This window comes from Methylophilus sp. VKM B-3414 (assembly GCF_032248435.1).
Taxonomy (GTDB): Bacteria; Pseudomonadota; Gammaproteobacteria; order Burkholderiales; family Methylophilaceae; genus Methylophilus; species Methylophilus glucosoxydans.
In genome coordinates this window covers 292,389-306,084 of the sequence record NZ_JAVTLI010000003.1, presented here as the reverse complement: position 1 = coordinate 306,084, position 13,696 = coordinate 292,389, and the positions used below count along the sequence as shown (strand labels likewise).

Annotated in this window: 12 protein-coding genes and 3 tRNA genes; 2 read left to right on the top strand and 13 right to left on the bottom strand. The window is 50.3% G+C overall.

All coding sequences use genetic code 11. From position 1 onward, the window contains the following. The 7 genes from Q9292_RS03695 to Q9292_RS03665 form a co-directional block, all read right to left on the bottom strand. Positions 1-1,713 carry a GspE/PulE family protein gene (locus tag Q9292_RS03695; protein ID WP_313984887.1) on the bottom strand — a complete coding sequence of 571 codons (1,713 nt, stop codon included), beginning with the start codon at positions 1,711-1,713 and terminating at the stop codon, positions 1-3. Continuing rightward, positions 1,713-2,423: a hypothetical protein gene (locus tag Q9292_RS03690; RefSeq protein ID WP_313984884.1), complete on the bottom strand. Its 711-nt coding sequence runs from the start codon at positions 2,421-2,423 to the stop codon at positions 1,713-1,715. Before Q9292_RS03690 ends, Q9292_RS03695 begins: the two co-directional genes overlap by 1 nt. Next, complete coding sequence (locus Q9292_RS03685) at positions 2,420-4,342, bottom strand: hypothetical protein (RefSeq protein WP_313984882.1); 1,923 nt, start codon at positions 4,340-4,342, stop codon at positions 2,420-2,422. Before Q9292_RS03685 ends, Q9292_RS03690 begins: the two co-directional genes overlap by 4 nt. Positions 4,343-4,451: 109 nt before the next feature. After that, complete coding sequence (locus tag Q9292_RS03680; protein ID WP_313984878.1) at positions 4,452-5,426, bottom strand: GGDEF domain-containing protein; 975 nt, start codon at positions 5,424-5,426, stop codon at positions 4,452-4,454. A 142-nt stretch (positions 5,427-5,568) separates the two neighbouring features. Then, positions 5,569-5,644, bottom strand: a tRNA-His gene (locus Q9292_RS03675). A 25-nt stretch (positions 5,645-5,669) separates the two neighbouring features. Further along, positions 5,670-5,746: transfer RNA gene (locus Q9292_RS03670), tRNA-Arg, on the bottom strand. A gap of 39 nt (positions 5,747-5,785) precedes the next feature. Further along, positions 5,786-5,862: transfer RNA gene (locus tag Q9292_RS03665), tRNA-Pro, on the bottom strand. 83 nt (positions 5,863-5,945) lie between these two features. Here Q9292_RS03665 and folD point away from each other — a divergent pair. Then, entirely contained in the window at positions 5,946-6,803 is an 858-nt protein-coding gene (gene folD, locus Q9292_RS03660; RefSeq protein ID WP_313984876.1) for a bifunctional methylenetetrahydrofolate dehydrogenase/methenyltetrahydrofolate cyclohydrolase FolD, read from the top strand. A 142-nt stretch (positions 6,804-6,945) separates the two neighbouring features. Then, positions 6,946-7,368 (top strand): RNA polymerase-binding protein DksA, encoded by a 423-nt coding sequence (gene dksA / locus Q9292_RS03655; protein WP_018986915.1) that lies wholly within the window; start codon positions 6,946-6,948, stop codon positions 7,366-7,368. 85 nt (positions 7,369-7,453) lie between these two features. Here dksA and Q9292_RS03650 read toward each other — a convergent pair whose 3' ends face one another. The 6 genes from Q9292_RS03650 to Q9292_RS03625 form a co-directional block, all read right to left on the bottom strand. Beyond that, complete coding sequence (locus Q9292_RS03650) at positions 7,454-8,581, bottom strand: deoxyguanosinetriphosphate triphosphohydrolase (RefSeq protein ID WP_313984872.1); 1,128 nt, start codon at positions 8,579-8,581, stop codon at positions 7,454-7,456. A gap of 12 nt (positions 8,582-8,593) precedes the next feature. Beyond that, the gene (gene aroB / locus Q9292_RS03645; RefSeq protein ID WP_313984869.1) at positions 8,594-9,673 is read right to left on the bottom strand and encodes a 3-dehydroquinate synthase; all 1,080 of its coding nucleotides are present in this window, start codon (positions 9,671-9,673) and stop codon (positions 8,594-8,596) included. Further along, positions 9,661-10,203: a shikimate kinase gene (locus Q9292_RS03640; protein WP_194748987.1), complete on the bottom strand. Its 543-nt coding sequence runs from the start codon at positions 10,201-10,203 to the stop codon at positions 9,661-9,663. The genes aroB and Q9292_RS03640 overlap by 13 nt, the downstream gene beginning before the upstream one ends. Positions 10,204-10,284: 81 nt before the next feature. Next, on the bottom strand, positions 10,285-12,474 hold the full coding sequence (gene pilQ / locus Q9292_RS03635; RefSeq protein WP_409934470.1) for a type IV pilus secretin PilQ: 2,190 nt from the start codon (positions 12,472-12,474) through the stop codon (positions 10,285-10,287). Positions 12,475-12,524: 50 nt separating this feature from the next. After that, positions 12,525-13,055: a pilus assembly protein PilP gene (locus Q9292_RS03630; protein WP_313984862.1), complete on the bottom strand. Its 531-nt coding sequence runs from the start codon at positions 13,053-13,055 to the stop codon at positions 12,525-12,527. Then, positions 13,052-13,696, bottom strand: coding sequence for a type 4a pilus biogenesis protein PilO (locus Q9292_RS03625; protein ID WP_313984859.1), 645 nt, complete (start codon positions 13,694-13,696; stop codon positions 13,052-13,054). The genes Q9292_RS03630 and Q9292_RS03625 overlap by 4 nt, the downstream gene beginning before the upstream one ends.

Sequence of the window (13,696 nt, the reverse complement as noted above, 5' to 3'; positions counted from 1 at the left end):
TTAAACAGGCCTGCTTACATCCAGCACATTGGCCTCAAGCACACTTAAATCGACCACTCTTTTTAATTCTTGCAGACTAGTTTCGCCTGCCATCACTAATCGCACCCCCTCCTCGGCCAGCGTGGTGTAACCATATGATCGTGCGTTCTGCTGTAACCTTGGCAGCGAGAGTGGCGTGAGCGCCTCCTCCAAGCCAGAATGCATGGACAAAATTTCCATCACCACAGTCCGGCCTTGATAACCACTTTGTCGACAATGCTGACAACCAACCGCTTCAAAACACGTGAAACTTTCAGGAATGCACGCTGAATCGATGTATTGAAACATGGCTAAAAGGTGTGGGTCCGGGGAAGCTTGGCGCTTGCAGTGTTGACATAAGCGTCGCAATAAGCGCTGGGCAATCACCCCAACTAGGCAACCGGCCAGGGTATGCGGCTGAATCCCCAAATCCTGCAAGCGTAAAAAGGCAGCTGCAGCATGATTGGTATGCAAGGTGGTCATCACCAGATGTCCGGTCATGGCGGCGCGCACCGCCATAGCGGCCGTGGCTTCATCTCTGACCTCGCCAATCAGCATAATGTCGGGGTCTTGTCGCAAAATGGCGCGCACACCAGTGACAAAATCCACCTTATTGGCTTCGTTGACGGAGGTTTGCCGCATTAAATGGTGCGGATACTCAACCGGATCTTCCAGGGTCATGATATTCACCCCGGTCTGATTGAGATGCCCAAGCATGGAATAAAGCGTAGTGGTTTTACCGCTCCCGGTCGGGCCCGTCACGATTAACAAGCCCTCCGGTTTTGCCAGCATGGCTTTTAAAGACGCCAACTGCGCGCAGCGTATACCCATCTGCGACAGCGGAATAATGGATTTATGCCTGTCCAGCACGCGCAGCACCAAGTTTTCACCATGCAGGGTAGGATGACTGGAGACCCTGAAATCGACCTCGCGCCCGCACAAGAACAGATTCACGCGGCCGTCTTGCGGCATACGCTGCTCAGCGATATCCATGCCAGCCAAGACTTTGAGGCGCACACACATGGCGGGCCAATAGCGATCGTGCAAACAGCGGATCTGCCAAAGCACGCCATCAATGCGGTAGCGTATCCTGACAAACGCCTGTTCAGGCTCGAAGTGGATATCCGAGGCGCCTTGTTTGACGGCATCGACCAAGATGGCATCCACCAGCCGGATCACGGGATGAGAGGCGGAAGCCACCGGCGAAAGACTAACTGCAGCCTCTTGCTGCTCGATTTCCTGCAACAAGCGCTCTAGCGACAGGCTATGTCCATAACACCGATCCAGCGCCTGCTCTATCTGGACTTCGGTCGCCAGAACAGGCGTCAGTGTAATGCCACCACCTAATAAATGTTTCAGTGCTTCAATCGCGTGTGCGTTCTGGTGATCCTGTACCGCAATCCGCAACGATTGCTGATCTGGTGTCAGATCAAGCGGTAACAAGCGATGTTGCCTGGCAAAGGTTTCTGGCACTTTGGCGATCCACGCCGGGTCGGGCATCACATACTGCAAATCCATACTCTCTTGCACATGCAGCTGTGCCAGCACGTCTCTCACCATGGCGTCGGTGACAAAGTGCAGCCTGACCAACTGCTGACCAAGCAACAATTGTTGCTTGCGTTGCTCGATCAGTGCGATATCAAGCTGATCCGAAGTAATCATGCCTTTCGCCAGCATCCACTCTCCGATCCGCATCACTCTTGCTCCAGTAGTTGCGCAAATAAAGCAGCATTGGCTTCGACCCCTGGCATCAGTTGCCGAACGCGCAGCCAATAGTGCTCGTATTGCGCCTGATCACCCAGCCGTTGGCTGATATAAAGCATGCCGACTAAAGCCTCGAGTTGATGCGGATCTTGCGCCAACAGTTGCGCATAAAGAGGCTGCGCATTTTGCAGTTTCTCCTGTTGTAATGCCGTACGCGCCTGCGCCAGAAGACTGATGGAGGACAAGGTCGGCAATGGTCCACGCTGTACCTGCATGACCCAACGAGGCGGGTTATTTTGACGGAGTGAGGGTGATGGGCTCTGCGCAGGCTCACTCTGACTGGGTGTGGCTACGGAAGGTTGCTCAGCTTTTGCTGGCGCATGTAAAGCAAATACGCTAGGTTCCTCCTGCAATCGAGACTTTTGCTCACCGATTGGTGACGGCTTAACCGGAGTGACGAATGGCTTTGCATCTACCCATCTGGGCGCAGCATGATTGTCCAGCGCGGATGCCGCTGAAAAGATATCCCAGCCTTGTCGCACTACGCAGCAAGACGCAATGATCAGCATCAGCCACAACAATCCCATGATACGCCGCTCAAGCTGCTGCCAATCGGTGATCATCAGCGATTTTGCATATGCATTTTTATTTAAGCGCAAGGGGCGTTTTGAATCAGCCAGCCATGCTTGAAAAGCCATCATGATGGCTCCTCGACATTCATTTCAAATACATCAGTAGGCAAGGCGTCTGGCAGCAAGGGTTGAAACGATCGCAAATCGCCCGTGTTAACATCGGCCCGACCAATCACGGTGGGCCGCAAAAACACAATCAGCTCGGTCTTTTTGGCGGCCTGATTTTTGCCAATAAATGCCTGACCGATGATAGGCAATCGCGAGAGGCCAGGCACGCGGTCACTAAATTCACGCTGATCATCCTGCATCAGGCCGCCCAAAACGGCGATATGGCCGCTGGCTACATTGAGCACAGACTCCATTTCCCGTACCTGGATTTCGGGCACGCTACTCACAATCCGACTGCTGCCACTGCCTAATTGCGGATTGGGGTCTTCGACATAGCGCAGCACCTTGGACACCGTCGGCCTGACATTTAAATTGACGCGCTGGCGACTATTGATTTGTGCCGTGACAGCCATGACCAAGCCTACCGGCACCGTATTGGCCGTGGTCGTCACTGCTTGCAAATTAGCACCGCTATTACTGCTGCTTTGCGAAATTTGCGACTGGATGGTGAAGTAGACCAAGTTATCGACCACCTTGAGAATGGCCGTCTGATTATTGAGCACCATGAGCTTGGGACTGGAGAGGACACGCGTTTTGCCAAACTGCTCAAGCAAGGTGACACTGGCACTTAAATTACCAAAGCGGCTGAGAGGATTTAAGTAGCTCAACATAAACGCCACGTTACCATTGTTCTGACCCAAGGCATTTTTACTGTTATTGCTCTCCCACTGACCAGTGGTGCGGTTAAACTGGGCCGCATCGCTGCCCAAAGATTGCGAAAGCAGCCAGCCCCGTTGTTGCGCCGAGGCTGACAGGCGACTCCAGTCTATGCCCATCTGAAAACTTTTATTCAGCTCAACTTCTACAATGGTAGCTTCAATCAAGACCTGCCTGGCGGCAACCTGCATCACAGATTCCAGATAGGCTTTGACTTGCGCCTGCTGACTCTGCGAGGCACGTATGGTCAAGATGCCAGTTTCGGCGTTTGCAATCAGTTTGGAAGCCCGCCAACGGCGTTGCGCTTGCTGCGTCTTTTCTTGCAATGGCGACGGTAAGATGGGTTCAGCTGATGTTTTGAGTTCACTGACTTCGGCACTGCCTGGCGTGCTATCAGAACCGCTCGATGGCATGATCACGGTTGCGGGCAGGTGATCCATCACTTCTGCCCGTGCACTACCGGCTTTATCCGTTTCATCCAGCAGAAGCTGTACATTGTCTACCACGCTCTCCCACAGGTGATAGCGGGATTGAGAGGTGACTGCGGTTCTGGAACTATTACTACTGCCGCCTTGTGCCGGCAATGCTTGCACCTGCGCATTACTGTTACCGGCTGCGGCCATGCCGCCACGGCCAGCGCCATTGATTTCACTGGCCACGCCAATATAGCCATAGGTATCGCGGCTCATGTTCACATAATTGAGTTTGTAGCTACGAATCACCGGCGTGTCCGGTGTCACCAGCCACACCCCGTCTGACCATTCATAATACATATCGACTTGCCTGGCCATGCGCGCAAGAATCGCGTGCACCGACTGTTGCTGCGCATTTAAAGTGACTTTACCGATCAAGGCCGGATGCACATCAAAATTCAGGCCGCTTTCTTGAGCCATGGCAAACAGGACCTCCTGCACGGGGGCTTCGCGGACGACCAGATTGATCAAGATGGTGGGGATGGCCGACTTGAGCGCGGGGGGCTTGATGGCTGGGGTAGAAACAATGTCTGCCGTTTCAATTTCCGGGAAGCTAGCCGAACCGTTGTCGGCCTGAGGGGTTGAAGGGGTTGAGGGTAAATGCAACTGCGCATGCGTAGCGCTGCCCGGGGGCTGGCTTTTACAGGCAGCGAGTCCAATCACCAACCACAGGATGAGCGCAATACGCATCAACCCCCTCCAAATGATTATTGACATTTTTTAACATATATTAAATATAAGCAATGTTAACTGTCAATCCATCCGGCGCAATCTGGTCAACCAGTGCGAGAGAGGGCGTTTAAAAAAGCTCGATTTCGCCGCTAATGATGCTGTCGTTGAGTAAGCCTTGCTCAACCAGGGATTCGTAGCAGCAGACCTGGTCTCTGCCATGCTCTTTGGCATAATAGAGTGCTTCATCTGCCCGCTCTAGCACAGTGTTCGGCAGCAAATGCGGTGACATTTTGGAATAACCGATACTGATGGTAACTCGCCCGACTTGCGGGAAACGATATTCAGCAAGGGCTTGCTGAAAGCGCTCTAGCAGCATGACGATGTCATCTTTATCAGCACATGAAAATACGCCCACAAACTCTTCACCACCAAAGCGGAACAGCAAATCGCCATCACGGAAGGTTTCCTGCATGAGACGGGATAAAAGCAGCAAGACTTCATCGCCAATCAAATGACCATAGCTGTCATTGATCTTTTTAAAGAAATCGATATCAAAAATAACTAGATAATGGTGTAACGGAAACCGGAATTCTGGCTTGTAGTCATTAAGCAAAATCTTGCTCACACACTTATCAAAGGTTTTGCGGTTAAGCAATCCAGTCAGTGCATCCCGCTCGTTTTCAATAATCAAGCCGGCATAGTGATTAAATACCTGCAAACATTGTTCTACAAGCGCGATCGCTTCTGCGGTTAACTGCGCATGCTGAATCAACAGTATGGCATTTTTATGGGCAACACTTTGTTTGAGCGGAAAAATGTGCAACTTGCCCGCTGCAGTGTCCAGGCAAACAGATTGCCGAGTTTCCTGATCCAGGTAATTTAAAAGCAACGCATAAACATCGCTAGGCCACGCTTCAAAAGCAGGATCCATCTCATCTTGAGAGTCCATCACCGAGACCAACTGCCGACGCGACAATACCTGCATCCGGATCGGCTTTTCCTCGGCAGCAAAAATACACATCCAGTGCTGCATCAACGAGAGTAGCGCTGGATCCAATGCAAGGCTCTCCCTGACCTGTGTCAGGCCGATCAGGCTTTGCATAAATTTTTTCAAATTTAAATGACTAGGCATGTGTTCGACAGATGTTGTTTCGAACACTTTAACAAAGGGAAGAATGATTCTTAATTAGGAAAAGAACCGATTTGTAGGACTAAATTGTGAAGTTGAAGCAGAAAAGTGAAAATGGGGTGGCTAATCGGGCTCGAACCGACGACAACCGGAATCACAATCCGGGGCTCTACCAACTGAGCTATAGCCACCACTGAGAGAAATTGGCTGAAATTTTGGCCTGCCCGACAGGAATCGAACCTGTAACCCCCAGCTTAGAAGGCTGGTGCTCTATCCAGTTGAGCTACGAGCAGATAAAGTAGTTACATGCCGATCAGGCAATCCAGAGAAACTGGTCGGCGTGGAGAGATTCGAACTCCCGACATCCTGCTCCCAAAGCAGGCGCGCTACCAGACTACGCTACACGCCGAAAGCAGAAATATAACCGATTTCACGAATTTGTGTCAATCTCGATGTGATAAAATTATCTTTTTTACGACAAATTTTTTGCTCATGAGCGCTCAGATTATTGATGGCAAGCAAATTGCGAATCAACTATTAGAAGAAATCAAATCCAAAATCGACCAACGGCTGGCTGATGGCAAACGTGCTCCTTGCCTGGCCGTTGTCCTTGTCGGGGATGATCCGGCTTCGGCCATTTATGTGCGCAACAAGCGTCTGGCTTGCGAAAAAGTCGGGATCGTCTCAATTGCGCATAACCTGCCAGCCAACACCACGCAAGAGGCCTTATTCGCGCTCATTCAAACACTGAATGCCGACCCTGACACTGACGGCATTCTGGTGCAATCCCCGCTCCCCCATCATATTGATGAGTCTGCCATTCTGGCGCTGATAGATCCTGGCAAAGATGTGGATGGGTTTCACCCCTACAATATAGGCCGCCTGGCGGTACGCCAGCCCTTATTACGTTCCTGCACGCCTTACGGTGTCATCAAGATGCTGCAAGCCAGCGGGATCTTGATCAAGGGGCTGGACGCCGTTGTCGTTGGCGTGTCTAACCACGTTGGGCGCCCTATGGGCCTGGAGCTACTGTTGGCCGGGTGCACCGTCACCAGCTGTCACCGGCACACCAAAGACTTACAAAGCCATATTAGCCGTGCCGATCTCATTGTGTCCGCGGTGGGCAAGCCTGGCTTGGTCAAGGGTGAGTGGATTAAACCTGGCGCTATTGTGGTCGATATTGGGATTAATCGCCTGCCTGATGGCAAGATCACCGGCGACGTTGACTTTGCGATTGCCAGCCAGCGTGCCAGCCATATTACGCCGGTGCCTGGTGGCGTCGGCCCAATGACTGTAGCCACGCTGATGGAAAATACCTTGAAGGCGCTGGAACTCAGTGAGCAAGCTTAAGCCGAAGCAGTCTTGCCCTTGCGAATAGGCTTTGCAGGGGTTTGAAACTGGTGTAAACTCGCGCGATTGTTGATTGACGTAATGCAATAAACCATGCCGCTACAGGCATTCACTATTCGAAGTTTCGTTCGTTGGAACCATCATGGCAGATACCGTTAACAAATCCTTTACCCCTTACCAGCCCGCCGCCGGTGAGGAATACATGAATAAAAAGCAGCAGGATCACTTCCGCAAAATCCTGAATGACTGGAAAGCAGAATTGAGTCACGATATTGATCGTACCGTGCATACCATGCAGGACGAAGTGACCAGCTTTGCTGACCCGAATGACCGTGCCAGCCAGGAATCTGACATGGCGCTGGAACTGCGCAACCGTGACCGTGAGCGCAAACTGATCAAGAAAATCGACGAAACCTTGCGTAACATCGACAGTGGTGACTACGGATACTGCGAAGGCTGCGGGATCGAAATTGGCCTCAAGCGCCTGGAAGCCCGCCCAACCGCCACCTTGTGCATAGACTGCAAAACGCTGGATGAAATGCGCGAGAAACAAGTCGCCAAATAAGGCTAAAGCTATCAAGCAATAAAAAAGCTGCCTAAGGGCAGCTTTTTTATTGCACTTGTTTTATTGCATCGCAATCATCCACGCACTACCAGTGCTCCTCAACGGCAAACAAGCGTTTGTGCTCACGGATGGCATAACGGTCAGTCATCCCGGCAATGTAGTCAGCCACCGCCCGCGCCTGATCCTGCTTGGCTGCCAATTGGTGCTCGTCAGGCATCAAGGCCGGATTATCCATAAAGGTCTTAAATAACTCTTCAATAATCCGCCTGGCCTTGGCACTCATGCGATTTACCCGGTAGTGCTGATAGAGGTGCTTGCGCAAAAACTGTTTTAATTCGTGATTCTTTTGCACGACCGGCTGGCTAAAGCCGACTAGATAGGCGGGTGCTTTGCGCACATCGTCTAAGCTGCCCGGATTCAACTGCGCAATCGCTTGCTGGCTATGCTGACATAAATCGACCACCAGCACATTGATCATGCGGCGGATGGTTTCATGGATGAGCCGTTTTTCCTCAATCTCGCCATATTGCTTTTTAACCTCATGCATATTTTCGGCAAATAGCTGGATATTGGATAGCTGTTGGATGGTGATGAGGCCGGAACGTAAGCCGTCATCCACGTCATGATTGTTATAGGCAATTTCGTCAGCAAAGTTGGTGACTTGGGCCTCAAGGCTGGGCGACTCACCGCGCAAGAAACGTTCACCGACATCGCCCAGAAGTTGCGCATTTTTGCGCGAGCAATGTTTGAGGATGCCTTCACGGACTTCGAAAGTGAGGTTTAAGCCATCAAAACTGGCATAGCGGTTTTCCAGCAGATCGACCACGCGCAAGGACTGCAGGTTGTGCTCAAAACCGCCATAGTCTTTCATGCAATGATTGAGCGCATCTTGTCCGGCATGGCCAAACGGGGTGTGCCCAAGATCATGCGCCAGCGCGATAGCCTCGGCCAAATCTTCGTGCAAGCCCAAGGTGCGCGCGATACCGCGTGTCAGTTGCGCGACCTCGATACTATGCGTCAGACGCGTGCGAAACAGGTCACCTTCATGGTTTACAAATACCTGCGTTTTGTATTCGAGTCGCCTAAAGGCCGTGGAATGAATAATCCGGTCGCGGTCACGCTGAAAAACATTGCGCAACGGGGACTCCTGCTCGCCGACCTTGCGGCCACGAGACTGTTCTGGATGGGCAGCAAAAACGGCGAGTGTCATCATGGGCTTTCTGAATCAGGCCGCCAGCGAAAGCGTCTGTTTAAGTTTATCTGCATCGTAATCAGCCGTGATCACGGCTTTGCCTATCGCCTGTTGCAGAATCAGGCGAATGCGGCCATCGGCCACTTTCTTGTCCAGTTGCATCAAACGCAAATACTCATCCGCGCCTAAATCAGGGGCAGTCACCGGCAGGCTGGCGGCTTGCATGATGGTTTTGATACGCGCGACTTGTGCCGCATCTAGCCAGCCCATGCGTTGCGATAAGTCAGCCGCCATCACGGTGCCCGCCGCCACTGCCTCGCCATGCAGCCAGACACCGTAACCCATGGCATTTTCGATGGCATGACCAAACGTATGGCCCAGATTGAGCAAGGCGCGTTCGCCTTGCTCATGCTCATCCGCAGCCACCACTTCGGCCTTGTTCTGACATGAACGGTAAATGGCATAGCTGGCTACAGCATGATCCAGCGCCATCAGGGCGGGCATATTGGTTTCCAGCCAATTAAAAAAATCAGCATCCCGAATCAGCCCGTACTTGATAACCTCAGCCACGCCGGCAGACAACTCGCGTTGCGGCAAGGTCCTCAAGGTATCAATATCCGCTAGTACCAGCTTGGGCTGATAAAACGCGCCTATCATGTTTTTACCGAGCGGATGGTTGATGCCGGTTTTACCACCGACACTGGAGTCCACCTGCGAGAGCAGAGTAGTAGGCACCTGAATAAACGGTACGCCCCGCAAATAGGTTGCCGCAGCATAGCCGGTCAAATCGCCAATCACCCCTCCACCCAACGCAATCAGCGTGGTATTCCGCTCACAGCGGTGTTGTAGCAGATGATCATAAATCGTTTGTAAGGTCTCATTATTTTTATAGGCCTCGCCATCCGGCAAAATGATTTCAATCACGCTCACGCCGGCCTCTCGTAGCGGCTGGGCAATGCTCTGCATATACAAAGGCGCGACCGTTGTATTGCTGACAATCGCCACCTGCTTGCGCTTGAGGTGAGGCAATATCAGGTCTGCCTGATGTAACAGGCCATTCCCAATATGGATAGGATAGCTACGGTCAGCCAGGCTGACGGTTAAGGTTTGCATGACGGCTCCAACGCTTTCAGGGCGCTCTCAATTTTCTGGATAATCACTGCGACTGGCTGATGACCGGTATCGACGATCAGATGAGCAGTCTCGGTATAGAGTGGATTGCGGGCATGGAACAATTGTTCCAATTTGGCTTTGACATCGACATTCTGTAGCAGCGGTCGGTTTTTATCGTTGCGCGTGCGTAAATACAGCTCATTCACATTTGCACGCAAATAAATCACATAGCCATATTTTTTGAGAATTTCGCGGTTTTCCGGGGCGATGATGGCACCGCCGCCAGTGGCCAGCACGATATTTTCCTGCTGCGCAAACTCCTCTAGCGTGGCGGTCTCGCGCTTGCGGAAGCCAGCTTCGCCTTCCAGCTCGAAGATGGTCGGGATTTTAACGCCCGTGCGCTGCTCAATGACATGATCCGTGTCGTAGAAGGTCTTGCCCAGACTTTTGGCAATCAATTTGCCAACTGTGGTCTTGCCTGCCCCCATCAACCCGATCAAAAAAATGTTATTTGGTATTTGCGTACCCATAAAAATGCCCAACTGTTCAGTTGGGCATTTTAAGGCAAAGCCTGTCTGCTGTCAGTAATCGTTCAGCAAGCCATGCAATGATCAGTTCAAGGCCAGCGTTTCGTCCATGACTTTAGGCGTGATAAAGATCAGCAACTCCGTTTTATCTTCCTGTCTGGTGTTGCGCTTGAAGGCATAACCCACCACAGGCAAGTCACCGAAAAATGGCACCTTGTCCGTAGATTTACGTGACACTTGCTCATAAATCCCACCTAATACCACGGTCTCACCGTTACCCACCAGCACTTGCGTTTGCACGTTTTGCGTGTTGATCGCGACACCGCCGGACGTTTCTTCACCCTTGCTGTCTTTGCGCACATCCAGATCCATAATAATTTTCTGGTCGGGTGTAATTTGTGGTGTCACCTCCAGACTCAACTCAGCCTTTTTAAAACTGACCGCTGTCGCGCCACTACTCGTTGCGGTTTGATATGGAATTTCCACCCCTTGAGCTATACGCGCCTTTTGCTGATTGGCTGTAGTCACTCGAGGACTTGAAATCACTTTACCCCGCGAATCAGCCTCTAACGCTGAGAGCTCAAGATTCAGTAACAAGTTAGCCGAGAGTTTAAGCAGACTCAGCGCAATCCCGCCGTAAGCATTGGTGACAGGTAAATTTGACATCAAATCCGGCTGACCATTAGAGCTCACAATATAATCCCCAATTGTCGCGCTTTGGACAGTCCCTCCCTGAGTCCCCAAGGTATAAGTGCCATTAGTGCCTGCCGTTGTCGGCGCTGTATAAGCTGTTGTCTTATTTCCAAGACTGCCTCCAATTGACACGTTAGTATTGCTGCCTGGCGTTCCAGTCTGCGAAATTCCAAAACGCGCCCCTAAAGCTTTAGAAAAAGTATTAGAAGCAATCACCATGCGTGATTCAATTATAACTTGCTTAACCGGCACATCCACTTTATTGATTATTGCCTGAACTTCTTCGAGCTTTCTGGGCGTGTCCTGAACGAAAATGGTATTTGTCCTTGCATCAAAGGTGACACTGCCACGTTGAGATAAAATACGATTCATACGTCCAGCTGAAGAACTTGTGGAAGCACTAGACATGCTCGAACTACTGCCGCCTGTGCCTGCCCCTCCGCCCAACAGCATATTTCTAAAATCCATCGCCTTTTGATACTTTAGTGAAAACACTTCTGTACGTAATGTTTCCAGTGTTTCACGCTCAGCCTCAGCGGTCAGCTGTGCTTTTTCTTTAGCTGCAAATTCTTCTGCAGGCGCAATCGAAATAACGCTGCCGTTAACTCGCATATCAAGACCTTTGCTTTTCATAATCACATCCAAAGCCTGATCCCAAGGCACATCTTTCAAACCAATCGTCACACTTCCAGATACCGAGTCGCTAACAACAATATTTTTACCGGTGAAATCAGCGATCACTTTCAGAACATCCCTCACGTCTACTCGCTGAAAGTTTAGAGATAACTTTTCACCAGCGTAGCCCTGTTTAGAGCCTTGTATCAGTTTGTTAGGGTCCTTTGCGATTGGTCGGATATCCACTACTAGCCTTTTATCGGTTTGGTAAGCGGACTGCTCCCAATCGCCCTGTGGTTCAATGACGATTTGCGCTTGGTGGTGGTGACGTAATGCATCAACAAATAGCACGGGCGTGTTGAAGTTAATCACATTCAGGCGTCGCTGCAGTGACTCGGGCAGATCCGTATCTGCAAAATCAATTACCACTGTTTTTCCCGCATTGCGGACATTCACACCAACTCGACTATCGGACAAATCAACTAACACGCGGCCTTCACCATTTTTACCACGCATAAAATCGATACGTTGAATCTTGTGTGCTGCCCCTGCATCTTGCTCTGAAAAACGCTTGGCTGCAGTTGTAGCGACGGGGATCTCTTGCCCTTCCTGAATTAAACCGACCATTAAAGACAAACCATGTAACTCCAATTGATGTTGTACTGGTTTTGTTAAATTCATAACAATACGAGTACGATCATTGGTTTGTGCGATCTGCACTGACTTTAACACCCCTTGATTAATAGGGATCACATTCTTGCCTGTCGAATTGACTGCGTTTGGCAAATCGAATACTACTCTGGGCGGATTACTCAACGTGAAGCTGACAGGGGTAGTTGCCAGAGGTTGCGACAACTGTAGCTGCACATTCAATTTTGCGCCTGGCTGCATGGTGGCTTCAACCACTTGTAGCAGGTTTTTTCCGTCTGCCGGTTCTGCGGCCAGAATACAAGTGGAGACGACCATTGTGGCGGCCAACAAAATGATTCGTGCAAGATTATAGGTAGAAGTATTCATCATTGATGTTCCTGCAATTCCAATATTGTCATTTGCTCAGACCACTCAGCTGTGACCGGATCTTGTATGGTCTCTTTCACTCTTAACTCATACTTCAAAGTCTGGTGATTTTCCCCGAGTGCAGTTACTACGCCAAACTTTTCGCCCAAGTGCGCGCCTGTTTTAATCTGGTAAATATGGCTATCTGGAGTTTGTATGGTGGCATACATACTATTTTTTTTGCTGAGAACCCCGACAAATTTAAGGCTTTCTAGCGGATAGGCTTCCAGAGGTTCTTTAGGCCGATTCAAATCGGGCTGATTCGCATTTTGTATTGCGGCTTTGCGCGGATAAAACGGATCATGTAAGACGCCGTCCGCGTTATACATTTTCGGCGCAAATCCTTGCACCTCCGGCAAAGCCTCTACAGGTGCAAGCATGGTCTGATTCGCGTCATTCATAAACTGGGTTAAATCGTCATTTTGTGCATGCCCACATGCAGCCAGCAAAATTATCAACGCAGCTGGTAAAAGTTTTGATTTCAACCTCATTTTTTATTTGCCTTATTCTCTTGCATCTTGCGTGCAGCAAGCTCTTCTGCATCAAGATAGCGATAGGTCTTGGCAACAGCTTCCATAACTAGAATATCTTTTTGCGTCTGCTTCTCATCCTTACCTGCAGGGTGAATTTGCAGGTTGTGTAGCGTCACAATCCGGGAAAGTTTGGCCACCTCAGTGACAAAAGCGCCAAGACCATGATAGTGGCCTAATACTTTGATATTTATAGGTTTTTCAGCATAAAACTCAGCAAACACCTCTGGCAATGGGACAAAGCCCTCGAATGATAGGCCCTGACTGAGACCAGCTTGGTTGATATCTGTCAGCAGTCCATCCATTTCAGATTTATCTGGCAACTGCTTAAGCAGGTTACCGAATGTACGCTGAATATCAATCACCTGTTGTTCATATGTCTTCATTTTTAGTGCCTGCATTTTCTTCGCCAGATACTCATCACGTAACCCCTGTTCCTTTTCTTTTTCTAGCTTTAATTCCTTAAGATTGGGATTAAGTAAAAACAAGTAACCTAAAACAAATAAGATACCAGCCAACATCGCTAGCAAGGCGGCTTTCATCGGCAGAGGCAAGTTACCCGCATTTTTTAAATCAATATTATTAAAGTCAGACAGTTGCAT

What these genes read in the sequence shown, in the direction of transcription:
- dksA (WP_018986915.1), top strand. Translation starts at nt 6,946, where the DNA reads ATGGCAGATACCGTTAACAAATCCTTTACCCCTTACCAGCCCGCCGCC.
- Q9292_RS03680 (WP_313984878.1), bottom strand. Translation starts at nt 5,426, where the DNA reads ATGCAAAGCCTGATCGGCCTGACACAGGTCAGGGAGAGCCTTGCATTG.
- Q9292_RS03650 (WP_313984872.1), bottom strand. Translation starts at nt 8,581, where the DNA reads ATGATGACACTCGCCGTTTTTGCTGCCCATCCAGAACAGTCTCGTGGC.
- pilQ (WP_409934470.1), bottom strand. Translation starts at nt 12,474, where the DNA reads ATGGTCGTCTCCACTTGTATTCTGGCCGCAGAACCGGCAGACGGAAAA.
- Q9292_RS03695 (WP_313984887.1), bottom strand. Translation starts at nt 1,713, where the DNA reads ATGCGGATCGGAGAGTGGATGCTGGCGAAAGGCATGATTACTTCGGAT.
- aroB (WP_313984869.1), bottom strand. Translation starts at nt 9,673, where the DNA reads ATGCAAACCTTAACCGTCAGCCTGGCTGACCGTAGCTATCCTATCCAT.
- Q9292_RS03630 (WP_313984862.1), bottom strand. Translation starts at nt 13,055, where the DNA reads ATGAGGTTGAAATCAAAACTTTTACCAGCTGCGTTGATAATTTTGCTG.
- Q9292_RS03685 (WP_313984882.1), bottom strand. Translation starts at nt 4,342, where the DNA reads ATGCGTATTGCGCTCATCCTGTGGTTGGTGATTGGACTCGCTGCCTGT.
- folD (WP_313984876.1), top strand. Translation starts at nt 5,946, where the DNA reads ATGAGCGCTCAGATTATTGATGGCAAGCAAATTGCGAATCAACTATTA.
- Q9292_RS03625 (WP_313984859.1), bottom strand. Translation starts at nt 13,696, where the DNA reads ATGCAACTGTCTGACTTTAATAATATTGATTTAAAAAATGCGGGTAAC.
- Q9292_RS03690 (WP_313984884.1), bottom strand. Translation starts at nt 2,423, where the DNA reads ATGATGGCTTTTCAAGCATGGCTGGCTGATTCAAAACGCCCCTTGCGC.
- Q9292_RS03640 (WP_194748987.1), bottom strand. Translation starts at nt 10,203, where the DNA reads ATGGGTACGCAAATACCAAATAACATTTTTTTGATCGGGTTGATGGGG.